This is a genomic window from Bacillus sp. B19-2 (assembly GCF_022832475.1).
GTDB classification, from domain to species: domain Bacteria; phylum Bacillota; class Bacilli; order Bacillales; family Bacillaceae; genus Bacillus; species Bacillus paralicheniformis.
This window is the reverse complement of record NZ_JALHKQ010000001.1, coordinates 114,742-135,409: the sequence shown is the minus strand read 5'-3', so window position 1 is coordinate 135,409 and position 20,668 is coordinate 114,742. Positions and strand designations below refer to the sequence as shown.

At 48.0% G+C, this 20,668-nt stretch carries 20 protein-coding genes and 1 tRNA gene; 15 read left to right on the top strand and 6 right to left on the bottom strand.

Annotated elements, in window-relative coordinates; translation table 11 throughout:
• Nucleotides 1-65 precede the first annotated feature (65 nt).
• The 3 genes from MST20_RS00750 (at nucleotide 66) to MST20_RS00740 (ending at nucleotide 2,406) form a co-directional block, all read left to right on the top strand.
• A complete protein-coding gene (locus MST20_RS00750) occupies nucleotides 66-284 on the top strand; it encodes a YheE family protein (protein ID WP_171866274.1) in 219 nt (72 codons plus the stop codon).
• An 18-nt stretch (nucleotides 285-302) separates the two neighbouring features.
• Entirely contained in the window at nucleotides 303-1,184 is an 882-nt protein-coding gene (locus MST20_RS00745; protein ID WP_065643320.1) for a helix-turn-helix domain-containing protein, read from the top strand.
• A gap of 115 nt (nucleotides 1,185-1,299) precedes the next feature.
• On the top strand, nucleotides 1,300-2,406 hold the full coding sequence (locus tag MST20_RS00740; protein ID WP_059231197.1) for an ABC transporter ATP-binding protein: 1,107 nt from the start codon (nucleotides 1,300-1,302) through the stop codon (nucleotides 2,404-2,406).
• A 40-nt stretch (nucleotides 2,407-2,446) separates the two neighbouring features.
• Here the strand turns inward: MST20_RS00740 and MST20_RS00735 are convergent, their stop codons facing one another.
• Nucleotides 2,447-2,671, bottom strand: a complete 225-nt coding sequence (locus MST20_RS00735) for a hypothetical protein (protein ID WP_065643319.1) — start codon at nucleotides 2,669-2,671, stop codon at nucleotides 2,447-2,449.
• A 128-nt stretch (nucleotides 2,672-2,799) separates the two neighbouring features.
• Between MST20_RS00735 and MST20_RS00730 the strand changes: the two genes are divergently transcribed.
• From MST20_RS00730 to MST20_RS00715, 4 genes are all read left to right on the top strand, one after another.
• Nucleotides 2,800-2,875: transfer RNA gene (locus tag MST20_RS00730), tRNA-OTHER, on the top strand.
• A 29-nt stretch (nucleotides 2,876-2,904) separates the two neighbouring features.
• Nucleotides 2,905-3,108 carry an alpha/beta-type small acid-soluble spore protein gene (locus MST20_RS00725; RefSeq protein WP_020450770.1) on the top strand — a complete coding sequence of 68 codons (204 nt, stop codon included), beginning with the start codon at nucleotides 2,905-2,907 and terminating at the stop codon, nucleotides 3,106-3,108.
• A 156-nt stretch (nucleotides 3,109-3,264) separates the two neighbouring features.
• On the top strand, nucleotides 3,265-3,408 hold the full coding sequence (locus tag MST20_RS00720; protein WP_020450769.1) for a hypothetical protein: 144 nt from the start codon (nucleotides 3,265-3,267) through the stop codon (nucleotides 3,406-3,408).
• 20 nt (nucleotides 3,409-3,428) lie between these two features.
• Complete coding sequence (locus MST20_RS00715; RefSeq protein ID WP_243941113.1) at nucleotides 3,429-4,055, top strand: NAD(P)-dependent oxidoreductase; 627 nt, start codon at nucleotides 3,429-3,431, stop codon at nucleotides 4,053-4,055.
• 19 nt (nucleotides 4,056-4,074) lie between these two features.
• On the opposite strand, the gene bmrD is transcribed toward MST20_RS00715, so the two are convergent.
• Together bmrD and bmrC are read right to left on the bottom strand one after the other, a co-directional pair.
• Nucleotides 4,075-6,093: a multidrug resistance ABC transporter ATP-binding protein/permease BmrD gene (bmrD, locus tag MST20_RS00710; RefSeq protein WP_243939382.1), complete on the bottom strand. Its 2,019-nt coding sequence runs from the start codon at nucleotides 6,091-6,093 to the stop codon at nucleotides 4,075-4,077.
• On the bottom strand, nucleotides 6,090-7,844 hold the full coding sequence (gene bmrC, locus MST20_RS00705) for a multidrug ABC transporter ATP-binding protein BmrC (RefSeq protein WP_243939380.1): 1,755 nt from the start codon (nucleotides 7,842-7,844) through the stop codon (nucleotides 6,090-6,092). The genes bmrD and bmrC overlap by 4 nt, the downstream gene beginning before the upstream one ends.
• A gap of 522 nt (nucleotides 7,845-8,366) precedes the next feature.
• Here bmrC and MST20_RS00700 point away from each other — a divergent pair.
• From MST20_RS00700 to MST20_RS00685, 5 genes are all read left to right on the top strand, one after another.
• Complete coding sequence (locus MST20_RS00700; protein ID WP_243939378.1) at nucleotides 8,367-8,867, top strand: universal stress protein; 501 nt, start codon at nucleotides 8,367-8,369, stop codon at nucleotides 8,865-8,867.
• Nucleotides 8,868-9,548: 681 nt separating this feature from the next.
• On the top strand, nucleotides 9,549-9,881 hold the full coding sequence (locus MST20_RS21310) for a heterocycloanthracin/sonorensin family bacteriocin (RefSeq protein WP_377903678.1): 333 nt from the start codon (nucleotides 9,549-9,551) through the stop codon (nucleotides 9,879-9,881).
• A 125-nt stretch (nucleotides 9,882-10,006) separates the two neighbouring features.
• Nucleotides 10,007-11,860, top strand: coding sequence for a putative thiazole-containing bacteriocin maturation protein (locus MST20_RS00695; protein ID WP_243939376.1), 1,854 nt, complete (start codon nucleotides 10,007-10,009; stop codon nucleotides 11,858-11,860).
• On the top strand, nucleotides 11,860-13,794 hold the full coding sequence (locus tag MST20_RS00690) for a TOMM precursor leader peptide-binding protein (RefSeq protein WP_243939374.1): 1,935 nt from the start codon (nucleotides 11,860-11,862) through the stop codon (nucleotides 13,792-13,794). Before MST20_RS00695 ends, MST20_RS00690 begins: the two co-directional genes overlap by 1 nt.
• Nucleotides 13,795-13,871: 77 nt before the next feature.
• Nucleotides 13,872-14,348, top strand: a complete 477-nt coding sequence (locus tag MST20_RS00685) for a DUF4944 domain-containing protein (RefSeq protein ID WP_243939372.1) — start codon at nucleotides 13,872-13,874, stop codon at nucleotides 14,346-14,348.
• A gap of 15 nt (nucleotides 14,349-14,363) precedes the next feature.
• Here MST20_RS00685 and MST20_RS00680 read toward each other — a convergent pair whose 3' ends face one another.
• On the bottom strand, nucleotides 14,364-15,344 hold the full coding sequence (locus tag MST20_RS00680) for an aldose 1-epimerase (RefSeq protein WP_243939371.1): 981 nt from the start codon (nucleotides 15,342-15,344) through the stop codon (nucleotides 14,364-14,366).
• A 220-nt stretch (nucleotides 15,345-15,564) separates the two neighbouring features.
• Here MST20_RS00680 and nhaC point away from each other — a divergent pair, with 220 nt between their 5' ends.
• The gene (gene nhaC, locus MST20_RS00675) at nucleotides 15,565-16,923 is read left to right on the top strand and encodes a Na+/H+ antiporter NhaC (protein WP_243939369.1); all 1,359 of its coding nucleotides are present in this window, start codon (nucleotides 15,565-15,567) and stop codon (nucleotides 16,921-16,923) included.
• 40 nt (nucleotides 16,924-16,963) lie between these two features.
• Here the strand turns inward: nhaC and dat are convergent, their stop codons facing one another.
• Nucleotides 16,964-17,815: a D-amino-acid transaminase gene (gene dat / locus MST20_RS00670; RefSeq protein ID WP_243939367.1), complete on the bottom strand. Its 852-nt coding sequence runs from the start codon at nucleotides 17,813-17,815 to the stop codon at nucleotides 16,964-16,966.
• 293 nt (nucleotides 17,816-18,108) lie between these two features.
• On the opposite strand from dat, the gene MST20_RS00665 reads away from it, so the two are divergent.
• Together MST20_RS00665 and MST20_RS00660 are read left to right on the top strand one after the other, a co-directional pair.
• Nucleotides 18,109-19,020 carry a polysaccharide deacetylase family protein gene (locus MST20_RS00665; RefSeq protein ID WP_243939365.1) on the top strand — a complete coding sequence of 304 codons (912 nt, stop codon included), beginning with the start codon at nucleotides 18,109-18,111 and terminating at the stop codon, nucleotides 19,018-19,020.
• A 134-nt stretch (nucleotides 19,021-19,154) separates the two neighbouring features.
• On the top strand, nucleotides 19,155-19,649 hold the full coding sequence (locus tag MST20_RS00660; RefSeq protein ID WP_243939363.1) for a GNAT family N-acetyltransferase: 495 nt from the start codon (nucleotides 19,155-19,157) through the stop codon (nucleotides 19,647-19,649).
• Nucleotides 19,650-19,893: 244 nt separating this feature from the next.
• Here MST20_RS00660 and MST20_RS00655 read toward each other — a convergent pair whose 3' ends face one another.
• Nucleotides 19,894-20,643: an NAD-dependent protein deacylase gene (locus MST20_RS00655; RefSeq protein WP_279599727.1), complete on the bottom strand. Its 750-nt coding sequence runs from the start codon at nucleotides 20,641-20,643 to the stop codon at nucleotides 19,894-19,896.
• Nucleotides 20,644-20,668 lie beyond the last annotated feature (25 nt).

The following is a 20,668-nucleotide window of genomic DNA, read 5'->3' as shown; positions in this document are numbered from 1 at the left end:
AATGATAACAAATCAACGTGTAGTCAGCTCGCTGGATTTTGCCCACCTGAAATCAATGAAGGAGCGTGGCGTTTATGATTTCTCATTTTCAATGGAAGCCGCTGTTTAAAAAAGAAAGGCTTCCCGGCTGGAAAATATCGTTTTATCATAAAGGGATTCACTATGAAGGAATCTATCATAAATCAGGGGAAATCGAGTGGGGCAGCACCTATCCCCCGCACGATGACGAACCTTCCCTGAAAAGCGAAATTCACGAATTAATGCTCTTTCATATTTACGAATAAAGAAAAGGACGTTGTCGTATGCTGGAGAAATTAAAGACGCTTTACGGTGAACGAATGGTTGTATCGGAGGCTGTTTCAAAACACGATGCAATATGGTTTCAAACCGACGAAGGCGAAACCTTCGGCGTTTTGAAAAGCGCGGTCACCGACCGGGAAAAAGAGCTGCTCCATTGCCTGTTCCGGCCTTTTTCAGAACCGCATCCCGCACAGCAGCTGACAAAGCGGGAGACAGAATGGCATGAATATTTCTTTCGCGATGTCCCCCTTCAAAACCCGGGGAACATTCAGCTGATGCAAGGCCATTTTTTTAAAATGGAGCATGTCCCTGAAGAAAGACAGGCGATCAAAGAAGCGGTCAGCGGCTTTTTTAAAGACCCGCTTGTTGTGTGGTACGACCGGCATGAAGCCGTTATCGTCCACGAAAATCCCTCGCCGTTTCTCGCAAAAAAAGAGCTGTCCGAGCTTGCGCATGCACTGACAAGCGATTTCATGGCAAACCCCGTGTTTTTCAGCGGCCAGCTTCATCCAGTCAACGGATCGCTTCAAGGTAAAATCCGCTTTGAAAAACAAATGTTTCATTATATGCTGGAAGCGGGTGACATCGGAAACGTCGCCACGTTTTGCCAGTGCCTCCCGTCTTTTTTGACGGCAAAACCGGAGCGGGTTCATGCTTCTTCGTTTTCGGACGCCGTAAGAGAGGCGCTGTCTGATCCTGAGACATCCCTGACCATCAAAACGTATATGAGATGCAACCTGAATGCCTCTCTCACAGCGAAACGTTTGTTTATCCATCGAAACAGCCTGCAGTACAGAATTGATAAATTCATCGAACGGACGGCGATCGACATCAGACAGTTTGAAGAAGCAGCCGCTGTTTATTTGATGATGCATCTCCTTTAGCGGCTTTAGCAACTTGCACGAAAAGAAATTGTGCACCATGTCCATTTACACCGCCCTGCCGTTTTTTATAAACTAAAATCAGATAAAGCGTTTACATAAAAGAGGGGGAGAAAAAATGGCGGAACTCGTGCTCGATCAGATATACAAAGTGTATGACAATAAAGTCACGGCTGTGGACAATTTTAATCTTCATATCGATGATAAGGAATTTATCGTCTTTGTCGGACCGTCAGGCTGCGGCAAGTCGACAACGCTCAGAATGATCGCAGGCCTTGAGGAAATTACGGATGGCGAATTCACAATCGACGGCAAACGGATGAATGATGTCGCTCCAAAGGACCGCGACATTGCGATGGTATTCCAAAACTATGCCCTTTATCCGCACATGAATGTCTATGACAATATGGCTTTCGGCTTAAAGCTGAGGAAGTTTCCGAAGGATGAAATTAAACGGCGCGTCCATGAAGCGGCCAAAATTTTGGGCCTTGAACAATATTTGGACAGAAAGCCAAAAGCGCTTTCCGGCGGACAGCGCCAGCGCGTCGCCTTAGGCCGGGCAATCGTTCGGGACGCAAAGGTGTTTCTGATGGATGAGCCGTTATCAAACCTTGACGCCAAATTGCGCGTACAAATGCGCGCCGAAATCACAAAGCTTCATCAGCGCCTGCAGACGACGACCATCTATGTCACCCACGACCAGACTGAAGCGATGACGATGGCTACGCGGCTCGTCGTCATGAAAGACGGAATCATCCAGCAGGTCGGCGCGCCGAAGGAAGTCTATGAAAATCCGGAAAATGTCTTTGTCGGCGGCTTTATCGGGTCTCCTGCAATGAACTTTTTTACCGGCACTCTGAAAGAAGACATGTTTACATTTGACGGCATTTCGATTCGCGTGCCGGAAGGAAAAATGAAAGTTCTGCGCAGCCAGGGCTATGCCGGCAAGGAAATCATCATGGGAATCAGGCCTGAGGATATCCATGACGAGCCTGTTTTCATTGATGCGTCAAAAGACTCAAAAATCGATGCGAAAATTGAGGTAGCCGAGCTGATGGGCGCGGAAACAATGCTTTATTCGCAGGCCGGCACTCAGCCGTTCATCGCCAGAGTCGATTCAAGGACCGACGTCCAGGCCGGCGATACACTTCCTCTTGCGCTTGACATGAATAAAGCCCACTTCTTTGATAAAGAAACGGAGCTTCGCATCCGCTCTGAAGAATAACCCGGATTCAAACAATCTCCATGACCGAAGCATGCTACGACTATGCTTCGGTCGTTTCAATTTCGACGGTTTCTTCATAAGTACAATCCTGGCAAGTATATAAATGAACGCATACGGTTTGCGTTTGTTTAAATGAATCGAACTCCATATACGGACTGTACGGACCGAAAAAATCGGTTGCTCTCCCCGCGTCCGCCATTTCCCCGCCGCACTTCGGACAATGCCTTGGCTGGACGAGAATGCCATTGCACACTGGACACATCATCTGCTCCATCCTCCTGCTTTTTTCCTTAGCTTGCCCCATTCCCGGCCTTTTCGCCTTTCAACATTTACCAGATTGAAACATGCATTTATTTTATCGAATCCACCATAATACGTAGTACAAACCAACATTGGGCTTTAGCCGAGAAGGCAGCGGTTTTCTTTTGGTGAAAGCCGGCAGCTGGTGCAATTCCAGTCAGCCCAACCATACCATTTTTATAAAGGAGTTTGATACAAATGGCTAATCAAAATTCTTCAAATCAACTGGTTGTCCCAGGAGCAGCTCAAGCGATCGAACAAATGAAATTCGAAATCGCTTCTGAGTTCGGCGTAAACCTTGGCGCTGACACGACTTCCCGTGCAAACGGTTCTGTCGGCGGAGAAATTACAAAACGTTTAGTTTCCCAAGCTCAAGCATCTATGGGCGGTCAACAATTTTAAACAACTTCATATTCATGGATAACAGAAGGTGCATATCCTGCACCTTCTTTAACGTGTCATTCATTCTCGCGAATAAAATGATGAGCGGCTGCCCGCGCATGAAAGCCCGCACCCGCTTCTCCTTTTTTCATATGCTGATATAAAGGAGGAGTCGGCATGCAGCTGATGTTGAGCATCAATTGGGAATTGATTCAATTTGTCGGGATTTCTCTATTGAATGAGTATGTCTCAAATGTACGCCCTTATCATGGAACTTTTTGTTTTCGCGGGGCTTTTTCTTCCGGACGATCTGACGTATGATAGATCCGATGGGAGTGATCATGTTGAAAATTGCACTTTTTGGAGGTACAGGCCGTGTCGGACAGGCCTTTCTTAATTTTGTTGAAGAGGATGGGCGTCATTCCGTTTACGCACTTGTCCGGAGAACGGAAGGCGCCCGCATTCCGGATAAATGCTGCCAAGCACTTACAGGGAACGCCCGGAACCAGCATGACGTCGAGTCTTTAATAAAAAATTGCGATATCGTTGTCAGCTGTTTAAACACAGATGGAGACGATACATTGACCGTCTCCATCGAACATATGATAAACGCTATGAACGCACACCGGATTAAACGGCTGATTACCATCGGAACCGCCGGCATTTTAAACGCCAGGCAGAACCCGTCCCTTTACCGCTTTGAAACAAACGAGTCAAAACGGCGCTCGGCGCGCGCAGCGCAAGAACATGCCCGTGTGTACGAACGGCTCCGCGAGTCTGAATTGGATTGGACGATCGTCTGCCCGACATATCTCCCTGACGGGCCGGCATTGAAGACATACCGGTTTGAACAGGATGTTCTGCCGGCCGGCGGAAAAGAAATATCGACCGTCGACACCGCCCATTTTCTTTTCAAACAGCTTGAGTCTGACCAGTTTGTCAAGGCAAGGGTGGGGCTTGCTTATTAAAGCCGGGTGAAGATCCGGCTTACCCTGTCAGGGTTCCTTTTCCCTTTTGCAGTTCATACATTTGATAGTATTGGCCTTTTTGCTTCATCAGCTCTTTATGATTTCCCCTCTCGATAATCCGGCCTTTTTCAAGCACCAGAATCTGGTCGGCGTTTTTGATCGTTGACAGCCTGTGGGCGATGATAAAGGTCGTGCGACCTTGTTTAACGACATCAAGCGCTTTTTGAATGACCGCTTCTGTTTCAGTATCGATATGGGCCGTCGCCTCGTCTAAAATAAGAATAGCAGGATCATATGCCAGCGCACGCGCAAACGAGATCAGCTGTCTTTCCCCTGAAGAAAGGGTGCTTCCTTTTTCGATGACCGGCTCGTCAAGACCTTTCGGCAGGCGGGCGAGCATTTCAAGAGCCCCGACCTGTTTCAAGGCGGCTTCTATTTGCTCTCTGGTCAAATCAGCATTGTCAAGGCTGACATTTGAAGCAATCGTGCCGGAAAACAAGTAAGGATCTTGAAGAACGATGCCCATCTGCTTTCTGATTTCCTGCCTTGACATATCGTATATGCTTCTGCCGTCGATTTTGACATCGCCCTTTTCAATATCGTAAAAGCGGAAAAGCACATTCAAAATGGAGCTTTTCCCTGAGCCTGTATGGCCGACCAATGCAACGGTCTCCCCTTGCTTCGCTTCAAATGAGATGTTTTTCAGCACATCTTCACCGTCATGATAGCGAAAAGATACATCCTCAAATACGACTCGCCCAAGCGCTCTTTCGCTGCCCGGCTCTTTGACGTCGACGCCCGGCTCATCCAGCAGGCGGAAAACCCGCTCCGATGATACGCGCGCCAATTCAAGCTTGGCAAACTGGTTGACAATGCCCGTAATTGGCTGAAATAAACGATTTAAGTAATCAACGAATGCATAAAGGACGCCGATTGAAATCATTCCTTCCGCGTTCAGGGCAGCTCCCCCGAAATACCAGATTAAAGCGGTGAACATCACATTTCTGAGAATGTTGACCAAGTTGTGGGACATGAGCGAATTCAATTTCAGCATTTTATTTTGGTAATGAAAGTGGCTCTCGTTCAGCTGTTCAAATTCTTCTTTTGTGTCCCGTCCGCGCCGGAATGCCTGAATAATCGGCATGCCTTGAATCGATTCATTCATTTTGGCGTTGATCTCGCTGTTGATTGACCTGAGTTTATGATTGTAGCCGGAAGCGAATTTTCGATAAACGGCCGCCCAAATGACAATCAGAGGCAAAATCAAGAGACAGACGCCGGCCAGCCTGACATCAAGGAAAAACAGCGCGGCGAATATTCCGGCCATATAAATGATATTTGTGACAAACGTCGATAGAACGGTCACATACAGGTCGCGGATCGCTTCGGTATCATTCGTCACCCTTGCAACGATTTTTCCTGCCGGCAAATTATCAAAATAGCGGATAGGAAGCCTTTGAATGTTGGCGAATACATCCTGCCTCATCTTTTGAATGATGCGGTTTGCGCTCATCTGCAAGAGGTAGAATTGGCCGTAATGGAAAAAGATCGAGAAGACGAGAAGGCCGAAATAAATAGAAACGAGTGAAATCAGCCCTCCTATTTCAGGCTCGTAAAAAGCATACACTTCTGACAAAGACAGGCGATCGGCCTTGTAGGTTTCCGTCCGGTCTCCGCTCGTCATTCTCAGCTCTTCTCCGGAAACCGTCCGCTCTCCGTCAAAGGAAACCGGTTCCTCCACAAAGTAGTAGTTCATGCCGACTTGAAAGATGTGAACTTCCTCCAGCTTTTCAGCTGAAGAGTCTGTCCTGTCCTCCCTGATATATTCCTTTCCTTTATAGGAAACGGTATATTTGGTCTTCTCTGTCGTTTCATACCACGTTTTTTCAATTCCGAGAATATGATCGTCGATCATCTTTTTGGCGATCATCGGTCCCGTCAGCTCGGCTGTGACGGCAATCGTCAGCATGACGAGCGCCCAGATGAGAATTTTCTTGTAAAGAAGCGCATATTGGAAAAGCCTTTTTCCTGTTGTCATGCTACAGTCCCCCCTTCTTCTCCCGAAGGAAGCTGCTGTGCTTCGTATTGTTCAAAATACCAGCCTTTCCGGCCAATCAGTTCCTGATGCGTCCCTCTTTCAACGATCCTTCCATCCTCCATGACGAGAATGAAATCGGCGTGTTCGACGGCCGACATCCGATGTGATGTAATAAAGGTCGTTTTGCCTTTCCGCCTGCTGCGGATGTTTTCAATAATCGCCGCTTCCGTTTTCGCATCGACAGCGGACAGCGAATCATCCAAGATCAAAATATGGGGCTCCGCAATCATCGCTCTCGCAATTGAAATCCGCTGTTTCTGTCCCCCTGATAAAGCGACGCCCTTCTCTCCGACCATTGTCTCCAAGCCGTCTGAAAGCATCTCAATATCCTTTTTCAGATGTGCTGCAGAGATGACATCGTACAAATCGCGTTCCTCGGCGAGGCGTCCGCCGAACAAAATATTATCTTTCACCGATTTTGAAAACAACACGTGATCCTGAGGCACATATCCGATCCAGCTGCGAAGCTGATCAAGCGGCAGGCGCTCAATCGGCACGCCCGAAATGGTGATCGTTCCTCTTCCTTTCGGGTACTGCCTCAGCAGCTGCTTGACTAACGTCGTTTTGCCGCTTCCCGTCTTTCCGACGATTCCGACCGTTTGTCCTTCTAATACGGTAAATGAAATATCGGCCAGGTTTTCAGACGCAGAACTTGGGTACGTAAAAGTGAGCCCGTCAAATACAATATCGCCCGGCTCCGCCGCTTCCGGTTCAGCGGGTTCTCTCACATCAGGCTCATATGCCAATGTTTCATTTACCCTGTCAAGCGATGCATTTCCCCTCTGCATGACATTGATCAGCTCGCCGATCGCAAACATCGGCCAAATCAGCATGCCGAGGTATACGTTGAAAGAGACGAGCTCTCCCAATGTCAGCTGGCTGCGGAAAACAAGATAGGCGCCGTAGCCAAGACCGATTAAATAGCTGATCCCGACCAAAAGCTTCACCGTCGGTTCGAACAGCGAATCGATCAAAGCGACTTTCATATTTTTCTTGTACACATCAGCCGTCATGCTGTTGAACCGGCTGACATCGTTTTTCTCCTGCACATAGGCCCGGATCACCCTTACCCCTGACACGGACTCGAGCACTCGATCATTTAAATCGCCAAACGCGTCCTGCGCTTCCGTGAAACGCTCATGAATTTTTTTCCCGTAGATGCTGATGGCAGCCGCCATCAGCGGAAGCGGAATGATCGAAGCAAGCGTCAGCTTCCAGCTGATCAAAAAACCCATCGTCAACAGAATCGTCAGCATATACAGCGTCGAATCGACCAGGGTCAAAATGCCGAAGCCCGCCGTCATGGAAATCGCTTTTAAATCATTTGTCGCCCTCGCCATCAAATCCCCTGTGCGGTTTTTCTCGTAAAATGACGGGGTCATTTTCAGCAAATGGCCCATCAGCTTGGATCTGAGAATTTTTTCGACCAGGTTCGCTCCCCCAAACAGCTGATACATCCAATAATAAGACAAGATATAAACAACTGCGCCAAGCGCGAGAAATAAACCGATATAGCCGAGCATGCCGGCCTTTGAAAAAGTGCCCGCCTGCATGTCGTCAATCGCGTTGCCAAGCAGCTTCGGCGGAAACATTTCAAATACGTTTACAATAATCAACAGGACGACCGCTATCGTATAGCGCCGCCAAGAGGCTTTAAAAAACCAGCCCAGCTTCCATAAAACAGAAAACATCTAATATCCTCTCCTTTTTTAGCCGCCTTCAAGTTTTTCCTTACAATCTTTGATTTCGTTTTTTCTGATACTCGGCATAAAAAATTCCTCCTTATGTGCGGTTGATTTATTAGAAAAACATGCTGCTCCGCGTCGGGAACAGAATGTTTTTTCTCAGAAAAAAAAAGGCACACTGTGTACCAGCATGCCTTTTTCCATATAAAAAGGCACATGTACGCTTATTCACGCGACATGCGCCTTCCTTCTGAAAATGGTTAGAGTGAAACGGATCCCTGAGCGTAAGGAAGGTATAAAAATGTCACGTTAAGGTGCTTTTGTTGTTGAACTGATGCTTTGATATTTCTAAACATGACGATACCCTCCAATCTTATTAATATTTTCCATCTTATAGTACGGCCCTTTAATTGTCAATTTGTTTTTTTGGCGAATGGCGGGCTTTTGATTCATATTCTCATATTTCGTTAGATTTGTTGGGAAAACGGGTAATATAAAAGTAAATCCATTCTGAAAGGAATGATCAATTTGTTTAAAGCTGACCGGATCATTGTCGCGTTTGACGGAAAAGAGGAAAGCAAAAAAGCGCTGAAAAAAGCGATCGACCTTTCGAAAAGGCTCGGCTCACAATTGACCGTCGCCCATGTCCATGAACCGAGGCAAGTGAGAACAGAGGCTGCGGACGAAAGACCCGCTGCCGGCGCGCCGTACCTTTACAGCGGCTTCCCGGCCGCACCGCGGGTCCCCCACGATTCAGACTTGGCCGGTGAACCCATGATCTATGAGGACAGCGCGGAAGAAGCGATTGCGGCAGCGAAAATCATGTTGAGCGAAAACCAGTACGACGCGGAAATAGAGGTGTTGGATGGAGACCCGGCCAACGCAGTTCTGCAACATGCTGAAAACATCGGAGCTGACCTCGTCATCACGGGTACGCGCGACCAGAACCGCCTGAAAAAACTCCTGTTTGGCAGCGTCAGCGACAAGATATCGACAAAATCGGAGATCCCGGTGCTGATTGTAAAATAACGATTTTAAAAGAGGCCGGTCAAATGTCCGGCCTCTCATCATGTTATGATCTTCTTGAATTTCTAAACCTGTTAATAATGGAGATCATTCCCCACACAATGAATAGGAAGACTCCTCATACTATGAAAGCATTTATTATTGAAAAATTGATCAAAGCAATCTCTCCTTCTCTATGAAAACATACTTGTTGAAAAAACCTGTTTTTGTAGTAATACATAAGCATTTGCATCAGTATAAAACTGCAAGGGCACTGTTCCCGCGAATGATGCTCCACTGCTATATAATATACAACGCCAATTGATTTTTCCCTCCTAATCCATAAGCCGAATGGTTACCTTTACCATCTATATTTTCTTCACTCTAGACGTTTACATAAATTGTCATTCACTTTAGACTTTCACTCCACATGACTTACAATTGTTTTTTTCTCCACCTTGCCTCGGTATTGTCCTCCTCTCTTCAGCCCCCACCGGTCTCAATAAACTGCCGCAAGTATGGCTGCAAAATAAAAGCCCCTCTTCAACGAAATCCAATAACAGGAAAAATAGGCGTTCAATTTAGTAACAACCACCTAACAGACCTCATAATTTGATCTTGTGAGTACCCGGGGTATTTGACTTAATCTGACTTTGCTTATGTTTCATTCTTCTTTTATTGTGTTTTGGTCAAAAAATTTTACCGATGAAGGGGGATATTAAAATGCAACCATTCCATGATGAACTGCAGTCGTTGGAGATGGATCAATTCCAGGCAGACGATATGACGCTTTGGGATGCGGGCCGCCATCACGCCAATGTTAAACACTGCGCAAGCTGCTGGAGCTGTGGAAGCTGTGCCAGCTGTTGGAGCTGCATGGGTCACAGCTGTTGGAGCTGCATGGGTCACAGCTGTTGGAGCTGTGCGGGCCACAGCTGTTGGAGCTGCATGGGCCACAGCTGCTGGAGCTGCATGGGTCACAGTTGTTGGAGCTGCGCGGGCCATTGCTGTGGGAGCTGTTGGCGCGGAGGCATGTAGTTTTTTTTATAAAAAAGAAGACTTCCCCTGCCTCTTTTGCCGCAGGGGTCTTCTATTGCATAAAGGACAAATGAAATTACATATAATGGTATGTCTTGTTTTTACAACATGGAAGGAGGAAGAGCATGACACACCTGACTGCTTCCGCTCGCCTGAAAGTAAACAAGGATACATGGTTTCTTCCTGATCCGAACGGCGGCGCATATTTTAGAAATAACTCCGGGTCGTTTCGCATAAAAGGATCTTCGATTGCTCAATGGATCGAAAAACTTCTGCCGATGTTCAACGGGGAACATTCGCTTGAAGACTTGACAAAAGGGCTGCAGGCTCCGTACCGAAAAAGAGTATATGAAATCGGAGAAATGCTTTATAAAAACGGGTTCGTTCGCGACGTAACCCGGGATCACCCGCACAAACTGGAAAGCTCAGTGCTTCAAACGTTTGAAGCCCAAATCGAATTTATTGAAAGCTTTGCCGATTCCGGCGCTTACCGCTTTCAGCTGTCGCGTCAAACCAAAATATCGGCTATAGGGACCGGCTCCTTTCTCACAAAATTGGTCCGGTCGCTGATCGATTCCGGTTTTTCAAGAATCCGTGCGATCGTGACGGATGCATCCGGGCATGCTTTAGACGAACTGGCAGAAATATCAGGGCAAACAGAAAGCGGACTGGAGATTGGCTGTGCCGAAACGCAACATTGGCGGGAAGCAGTGCGATCTGCCGATTGGGTTTTATATGCCTCTGACCTCGGCTTCACAGATGAGCTCCGCGCTCTTCAAACGTTTTGCTTCGAAGAGAACAAAGGCTTCATACCCTGCATCTGCCTGAAACAAGTCGGACTGGCAGGCCCTGTCTTTCATCAACAAGGAGACGGATGCCTGGAGGATGCCTGGAGGCGCCTCCATCGGTCTGCGCTCCATGAAGAGCGGACGCTTCGAACTTTTCTTTCGGCAGGAAAAGACATGCTGGCAAACGTTATTGTGTTCGAATTGATGAAAGCAACTGCGGAGCTTGCGCCATTATCTAAGAAGAATCAAGTGTACCTGATTGATTTGGCAACGCTCGAAGGCGGCTGGCATATGTTTCTTCCGCATCCGGACTTCGCTTGCGGCAAAGATTCGCCTGAACTCATCAGCGACCTTGAAGCGAAACTTTCGGAGCGCCCCGGAAGAGAAGCAGAAAGCCGGTTATTCCAATGTTTCAGCGAACTGACCTCACCCGTAACGGGCATTTTTCATCTGTGGGAAGAAAAACATTTGCGGCAGCTTCCTTTAGCACAATGCTTTGTTCAGACAGCTGACCCGCTCTCTTCCGGACCTGCAGAGCTTTTGCCTGAGACGGTGTCGGTCGGTTTGACCCATCAAGAGGCGCGGCGGGAAGCCGGGCTGACGGGTATTGAAATGTATGCATCAAGGTTGACCCGTTCTTATCCGAATAACGGAGAGTTCGCGATCGCCGCCGGAGAAACGCTGGCTGAAGGCGTATTAAGAGGATTGGAGAAATGCCTGGAACACCGGTTGCGAGAACGGATAAAGAGCGGAAAAGAAACGATTTCCCTCATTCAGCTGGGCGGAATGGAAGACCGGCATTCCTCATTTTATTTAGAAGCGCTGACAGTCTTGTACGGCAAACCGGAAATCGGTTTAGGAAAAAACATAGAAGGCTTCCCTGTCGCATGGGCGGGAATTCGCGGCCGCTGGTACGGAAGTTCGGGACTCAACATCACGTTGGCTCTCAGAAAAGCGCTCGAACGGGCGCTGACAGACAAAGATCCTTTGACAAACGCGGATGTTCTGCTGGAACCTAGTGACCTGAAGCTCGCGATCCCCGTTTCCGCTGCTTTGCAACAAACACTGCTTTCCGCCTTGAAAAACAACTGCGGCTTGCAGCTTTATGTCTATGAGCTGCCTGCTGAACCATTTTTAAAAGAAAAACTAGCAGGTATTTACTGCGTGCAGTTGCGAAAGGAGGAACCTTGATGAACCGCTGCATTTTGGTCGTTGGTGAAGGATTGTTGGCAGAAGGCGCATCACAACAATTATCTGCTGAATATAACGTGATCCGAAGGTCTGATTTTGAGAACAGCATACCGGAGGAGACTGCGTTCGCTCTTGTGCTGCACGATGCTTGGCGGCCTTTATTATATCACGAGGCCGAAAAGGTGCTAAGGGCGGCAGGGATTCCGTGGCTTCGCGGGTTTGCATCTTTTGGCGAAGGGGTCATCGGGCCGCTTGTTAATCCGTCAGCGTCAGGATGTTCCCAATGCGCCGATATGAGGCGGTATGTCTCCGGCCCCGACAGCAGAGAGACGCTTGAACTGGAACAAAAAAGCAATGGTATAAGCCGCGATCCGTGGGTTTCAAAGACCGGCTGCCGCCAGATGGTCAGCCTGATCTGCACAGAAGTCGACAACATCATGAACGGCGGGCGCGGCCGATTGAAAAAAAACCTTTACTTCGTCAATTTGAAAACGTTAGAAAGTTCGCTCCACGCTTTCATCCCGGAACCGACATGCCCTATATGCGGCAGTCTGCCAGAAGACGGAGCGGAATCCGCGCGAATATCGCTTCGGCCCAGCCTGAAAACGAACCCGGACAGCTTTCGCGTGCGAAACACGGACGATTTAAAACAAACGCTCGCCAAAGACTATCTGGATCATAGAACGGGGATATTCAACGCCAAAATTTATGACGCGATTCTGCCGTTCGCCGATATGATCGTCAATATGCCTTTATGGACGGGAAATGAAGGTGTCGGAGGACGGAGTCATTCGTATGAAGACAGCGAATTAACCGCCATTTTAGAAGGTTTGGAACGCTATTCCGGAATTGAACCGCGCGGCAAACGGACGGTCGTACATGACACCTACGAAAATGTAAAGGATCGTGCGCTCGATCCGGCAAAAGTCGGGCTCCATCAAGCCGAACAATACATGCATCCCGATTTTCCTTTCCAGCCATTTCACCCGGCCCGCCCGCTCCGCTGGGTATGGGGCTATTCATTTATGCAGAAACGGCCGCTCCTCGTTCCGGAATCGCTCGCCTATTACAGCCTGGGGCGCGAAGACAGCTTCGTCTATGAAACATCGAACGGCTGTGCACTTGGAGGGAGTTTGGAGGAAGCGATTTTCCACGGCATATTAGAAGCGGCTGAGCGCGATTCATTTTTGCTTGCCTGGTACACCAGGCTTCCACTTTGGCAGCTGGATCTCGACTCTTCAGGAGATCCGGAATTACGCCTCATGACAGAGAGGGTGCGAAGTGTGGCGGGATATGATCTGCATATCTTTAATTCAACGATGGAGTACGGTATTCCAAGCATTTGGGCGATCGCCAAAAACAGAAAACGGGAAGGATTGAATCTGCTTTGTTCCGCAGGCGCCCACCCAGATCCCGTAAAAGCGGTGAAAAGCGCCCTTCATGAGCTGGCAGGCATGATGTTGAAGCACGACCGCAAATTTGAATCTGAAAGGAGCAAATATCAGCAGATGCTCCGCAATCCTGCTTTAGTGCAGGAAATGGAGGATCACAGCTTCATGTACGGACTGCCCGAAGCTGAAGAGCGCCTCCGGTTTTTGCTGAATCAAAGCCGGCCTCTGCAAACATTCGACGATGCCTTTAAAAAAAGAAAGAAACACCTTGATTTAACCGAAGATCTCTGCGACCTGCTTGAAGCTTTCCGAAGTCTCGACCTTGAAGTGATCGTCGTGGACCAGACTTCACCTGTTATCAAACGGAACGGACTATACTGTGTGAAAGTGCTTATCCCGGGCCTGATTCCGATGACATTCGGACAGCGCTTCATCCGCCTGGAAGGACTTGAGAGAATGTTCACGGTGCCGATGGTGCTCGGCTTTGCGGAAGAGCCGTTAACACCAGAACAGTTGAACCTGCACCCGCACCCGTTCCCTTAAAATTTAAGAGAGTGGCTTTTTTTTCCGATTGTTCTGCTTTATGATCATAAAGCAGAACTTTTTAGGCGGTGGTTCATATGAAACAGGAATACAAGCGGCCGCTTCTTTTCATTGCTTCCCTTTTGACGGCCTTTTGCGCCGTTTATTTCGGCGGCAGACTGATCGGTTTCTATATGACGGAATACCCGAAATGGAACGGACAAAGCGCCGATGAAAATTGGGAGGCCGTGATCAAAAAGATAGAAGGCCGCGCGCTATTTGGCGGAGACCTCTACTGGACAGGCGACCGCGGGGAGCTGGACGATATATATTTGGAAAAATTGGTCGTAAAGTTTGGTGATGAAATCGTTTTGAACGCCCAAGTCGAGACGCCGATGAAAGATTACGCGGGAGGCGAATTCCCCGGCGGAGGGTCAAAAGAACAATCCGTTTCTTTTTTGGAAGGGCTTGAAGAAGCCGAATTCGCCGGCCGCAAGGTAACGGTTCAAGTGGATTGGAGAAAGGGCAAACAAGCGTCCCATACAGCATTTACGCTTGATAAAAGCTCATGGTAAAAGGCGGAATATCGATTATATTCCGCCCACCTCAATTTTGCTTCGCATCGTCAGCTCTTCCTGCGGCCCCAAATCCCGAAATCCGGTCACATTCTTCGGCAGGTTGAGGTTCGGTGCATTCGTCATCCAAGTATATGGCTCTATACAAAGCAGGTCATCCTGATCAGATGTACCGTTAAACACGACCCAGTGCTTAAAATGACCGTCGCATTGGTAGCGGACGCGAATGCCGGCGAGGCTGTCCGCAATGACGGCAGCGCTGTTTCCTTCTTTGTCTTGTTCAGCTGCCAATATATCGTCAAGCCTTTCTCCCGCTGCCATTTTTCCCGCTTTGAACTCCTCTGTCACCCGATACTCGCCTGTCGGCAGCATGCGGTCTGTCAGCGTCCATCGCTTTGAGGCAGGAAGAGTAAACAGGCACCTTTCTTTATCTCCTGCTTCGTTTAAAGGATAGCGGAAAGATGTGTGATACCCCAATCCGATCGGCATCGGGTCTTGACCGCGGTTGACAGCCGATGCATCGATTTTCAGATGCTGTCCTTCTAACGTGTAGGTGATGGTGATGGAAAACGAGTGCGGAAAGATCGCTTTAATATCGGGATGATCATCAGAGTCCAGCTTCGTCTGCACGATGATCCGCTCTTCTGTTGCCTCCACTTTTTCCACCGTCCATTTTTTATCGTAAAGAAATCCGTGCAGGTGGTTTTCGAGCGGCTTTTCATTGATCGGCAGCTCGTACGTTCTTCCCGCATATGTAAATCTTCCGTGATCGATCCGGTTGGGAGGAAAAAGAACAGGAATTCCGAATAAAAACGGATTCGCGTCATATTCTTCCTTTGTTTCAGGCGCTTTCAACAATTTCAAACCGCCCGGCTTCCACTTCAGTGAAATCAAATTGCTTCCCCACCCGGGCACAAGTACAGCCTCTAAATCATCATTTTCCAACCATATCGCTTCCTCATCTAAAAACCGGCTTTTGAGAACAGTGTAAGACATTCGCATTTCCCCCTATTTTGTGAAACGTGTACCAAGTGCCTATCTCCAATCTATTATATCTTAAAAAAGTCAGCGCTTTCAAAATAGAATGGGCGAACCTTTGAAAAATGTTTGAAATATTTTAATTTAAGTATATAATCTATTTTTCTGTTATAATACGTTTATGCACAAAAGCATCAAAGTATTAAAGAGAGATATTTCTTCTAATGAGGTGTGTGATTTGTCAAACGAAAAACGTCTATCGTTTTCCATATCGGCTCTATTGTTTTTGGCCATATTGTTCATTATTTTCACCTGCTTATTCATATTTAAAGCAGAAGCGCACATACCGCTGTTGATTTGCGTTGGTTTTTTAGCCGCGGTCGGCGCGGTGAAAGGCCATTCCTGGAAAGACCTTGAAAGCGGCATTGTCTCAGGCATCCGGAATGGCGTTCAGCCGATTATCGTCCTTTGTTTAATCGGCATCTTAATCGGAGTCTGGGAGTACAGCGGCGCGATTCCGACGGTAACGGTTTACGCGTTGAACCTGATTGAACCGCAGCACCTGCTGCTCACCGCACTTTTCAGCTGTCTTGTGATCAGTTCATTGGTCGGCTCCAGCTTTACGACGGTCAGCACGATCGGCGTCGCTCTCATCGGCGTGGCCGCAGCGGCCGGCGTTCCCCTGACATGGGCGGCGGGAGCTGTGATTTGCGGCGCCTGTTTCGGCGACAAAATGTCTCCGATGTCTGACACGACCAATTTTGCCGCAGGAGTCGGGGAGCTTCCCATTTTCAAGCATATTAGACATATGGCGGGAACGACGATCCCCGCTCTTTTGATCACGATTTTGCTTTTCTTTTTCATGGGCCGTTCTTTAACGGCGGCACCGGCTTCAACCGAAAACATTCAAGCGATCATAAACGGAATAGAAGGCACAGTCAACATCAGCGTCTGGTCGCTTCTGTCGCCTCTTCTTGTGATTGTACTTGCTGTCAGACGCACGCCCGTCATTCCGTCGCTTGCAGCGGGGATCGTTTCCGCCGGGATTCTTGCCGCATTGATTCAGCCTGACGCCAGCATTTCATCGTTTTTGTCAGCGATGCAGAATGGTCCGGTTTTCTCAGCCGACACTGAAGCCGTTGAGAAGATTTTAAACCGCGGCGGCCTTCAATCGATGATGGGCTCTGTTTCCCTGATCATCATCGCATTCGCGCTCGGCGGTCTCATGGAAAAAATCGGCCTGATTACAAGCCTGCTTGAAGGTGTAATCAAGGGCATTCATACGAAAGGCCGGCTTGTGTTCTCAACCGTTTCATCAAGCATCGGCATGAACCTGGCGACAGGCGAACAGTATTTATCGATCTTGATTCCCGGACAGTCCTTTAAAAAGCTGTATGACAAGCTCGGCATCGACCGGAAGCATTTGTCGAGATCGCTTGAAGACGGAGGGACATTAATCAATCCGATGATCCCTTGGGGAGTCAGCGGCGCGTTCATGTCCAGCGCGCTCGGCGTTCCCGTCATTGAATATTTGCCGTTTGTGTTTTTCCTATATTTATCGCCGCTCTTTTCAATTTTGTTCGGTTTCCGAAAGTAAAAAAACGCCGTTTCCCCATGGAAGCGGCGTTTTTCTTTTGTTAAACCGGTTTGGCTGTCTCTGACAAAATGCTGTTTTGCAAAGCGGTCTGCACATTTTTGGTGAGCGGTCCGGGCGCTCCGGAGCCGATGGTTTGCCCGTCAATCGATGTGACCGGAATGACTTCGGCCGTCGTTGACGTGATGAACACCTCATCTGCATTCAGTAATTCATCCTTTGTCACCGCTTTTTCTTCATAATTCAAGCCGTGTTGCTCACACAGCTGAAGCACTTTCATCCGCGTGATGCCGTTTAAGATGAGCGTTGTCACAGGATGGGTGTAGATAACGTTTTGCTTGACGACGTAAACATTTGAGGACGTCCCTTCCGTAACCAATCCGTCGCGAATTAAGATCGCTTCGAATGAAGAAGCTTCATGCGCTTTTTGCTTGATCATTACATTGTACAACAGATTTAAGCTTTTAATGTCGCATCTCAGCCAGCGCATGTCGTCCGCAGTAATAGCCGAAACGCCGTTTTGCTGTTCTTTTTCAGGCTTTTGAATAGGAAATGTATAAGCCGTCACCTGAGGCGTAAGCCCTGCTCCGTATTGGTGCTTTCTCGGGGCTTTTCCCCTTGTCACTTGAAGATACAGCCCGCCGTCCCGCATCTGATTGATGTCGACGAGCTCTTTCAGCTGGCTTTTCAGCTCGGCTTCTGAAAAAGACAAGCCGATTCCGATTTCGGCTGCGCTTTTGTATAAGCGGGCAATGTGTTCATCAAGCGTGAACAGGATTCCATTGTAAATGCGGATGACTTCATAGACGCCGTCTCCAAATTGGTAGCCTCTGTCCTCAATATCAACCGCACACTCGCTTCGCTCCATCAGCCGGCCGTTAAAAAGAACTTTCATTTCTCCATCCCCTTGTTTTTTGTTGACTTCTGAATTTTCTCCATTCCATTCTAACACGACCCTGCCCTTCAAAATAGTGCAATATTTCCAAAAACTTTTCTCCGCCTTCATGATCAAAAAAACAGCATTCCCCATCGTTCAGCATTTTCTCTTAAAATTTGATATATTTTTCCCTTCATCCTGTATTCATCTTCTTTCCAATCCTGTATACTTAAACATTGTGATCCATTATTTTATGAGACTAGCATTCTATAATGGCATTGGAACGAGAAAAATGATACGGAGAGAGTGACATGCGCCAAGTATCAAAAAAAACTGCCCCATCTGTAACTTATCTGTTGACGAAAGCAGCGTGCTTTTTTGTTTTGTGTCTGATTCTCCTGTACGTGTGGGACCTTTCACAGTCCTCTGCCGCCACTGAGAAAAAAGAGCTTACGGTGTCGGAAAACAGCCAAATGAGGCATGAAGGAGACAGCGTTCCGCTCAAAAAAGCAACGCAAGGCGAGCTTCTCGATCACTTGAGCACAAAACAGCAGATCGAAAAGCGCAAGCAAGAAAAAGAGAAGCAAAAAGCTGCTGCGGAAAAAAAGCAAGAAAAATTGAAGGAAAAAACGGTTTATTTGACGTTTGACGATGGGCCTTCAGCCGTAAGCCAAAGGCTGCTGCAAATTTTATCAGAACATGATGCTAAAGCGACGTTCTTCATGCTCGAACCGAACATGAAGATTCACAAAGAAGCCGTTCTCAATATGAAGCAGCAGGGCCATGCACTTGGACTTCACGGGGTGACCCATGACCAAAAGCAATTTTATAAAGGCGCCCATTCTCCTCATCTGGAAATGAAGCAGGCTCAAAAAACGCTGAAGTCTATCACCGGGGTTGAAACCCATTTAATCAGAACGCCGTACGGGAGCAAACCTTCGCTGACCGAAGCGCAGAAAAAAGTGCTGAAAAAGAACGGATTTGTTTATTGGGACTGGAATATTGACAGCATGGACTGGAAATACAGAAGCCAAAAATTCGTTCCGGAAGTCATGAACCAGCTGAACACGCTGGAAAAGCGGCAGACAAAACAGCCAATCGTAATCCTGATGCACGATATTCCTTCAACGGTTCAATCGTTGCCGTTATTGCTGACAAATTTAAAAAACATGGGGTATTCATTTGCAACGCTTGATGAATCGATGACACCCGTTCATGAATAACATCCCATGTCTGATCCCCTGCTGAAGGGGATTTTTTTATTTCCTCCCGCAAGTGTGATCATCTGACACACTTGTTGCCAAAAAAACAGTTTTCTGATTATGATGCAGTTATCTTTATATCATGGGGTGGATAAATGAAAATTGAAGAGTTGCATTCAACCGCGGAATATGCCAATCAATTGGCCGAGCTTCTCATCCGCGTCGTCGATGACGGGGCATCGGTCGGCTTTCTGCCTCCGCTTGAAAAGCGGCGGGCAGAGGCTTATTGGACAACAGCCGTTACACCGGATTCGGTTTTATGGATTGCCAAACAAAACGGCCGGATCGCGGGAAGTGTTCAATTGCACTTATGCACAAAACAAAACGGCCGCCACAGGGCGGAAATCTGCAAGTTAATGACAGATCCCGCCTTCAGGCGGCAGGGCATCGCCAGACTCTTAATGGAAAAAGCGATCGACAGGGCGAAACAGGAAGGCAGATCACTTCTCGTGCTGGATACAAGGGAAAAAGACCCGTCCAACCTTCTTTACGCTTCGCTCGGCTTTGCCGAAGCCGGCCGCATTCCCGCATACGCGGAATCTGCAGACGGCGGCTTCGATGCATCCGTTTTTTATTATAAAAAATTGTGATGAAGCTCAGAAAAAGGCGCTCCGGTCTGGAGCGCCTCAGATTGTTGACAAAATCCCAAAACGGCTCTTAGTTTTGGGATTTTGTCATCCTTTCAGCGTGACCCGCAACCCTTGCAGTCTAGGAAGGCCGAGCATCGGAGCGGAGCGAATGTTGGAATTCGTGAGCACCGACGCGCAGGCCTGACAACGAATGCGAGGGTTTGTCGACACGCTGAGGCGCTCCGGTCTGGAGCGCCTTCTTTTTTTAACGGTTAAGCTTCCGAACAAACTCGGCGATTTTTTGATGGATGACAATATCGAATAAATGATCGTAAGGTGTCTCATCGAGATTGATCATCGCTTTCTTCAAGCCGGGGATCAGGTGCGCTTCTTCAGGAACAAACCTGACAGGCGCCACTTCAAGTGAAGTGCCGATCACCAAAAGCAGGTCGGATTCGTTGAGGGCTTCAAAAAGCGTGTCGAAATGCTGAACGGCATCGCCGAACAGCACGACATCCGTTTTTAATATGAATCCGCATTCTCTCCCCTTGCCATTGACACGATGGCATCTTGGCACTTCTTCTTGAAGAATGTGGTCAAGACCATAGCGTGCCCCGCATTTTGGGCATGCGGCGGTTTGGATCGACCCGTGCAGTTCATATACATGGCGGCTTCCCGCCTTGAGATGCAGTCCGTCGATATTTTGCGTGAACACCTTGACATCCTTACCGCTTTTCTCGAGATCGGCTAAATAAAGATGCCCGTCATTCGGCTGATAAGTTCCGGTCATTTTCATTTGAAAAAGCTCTTTAAACTTCGGCCAAAACAATTTTGGATATCGTTCGTAATAATCACGGCTCATCGCTTCCATTCTCGACAGATCTTCCGTCCATATGCCGCCGGCTGAACGAAAATCGGGAATACCTGATTCCGTGCTCATACCGGCGCCTGTCAAAACGGTAATGCGCTCGGCATTTTCGATCATCTCCGCAAATCTCAGGGCTTTTTCCTCCATTTGGCTTGTCTCCCTTCCAAAACCG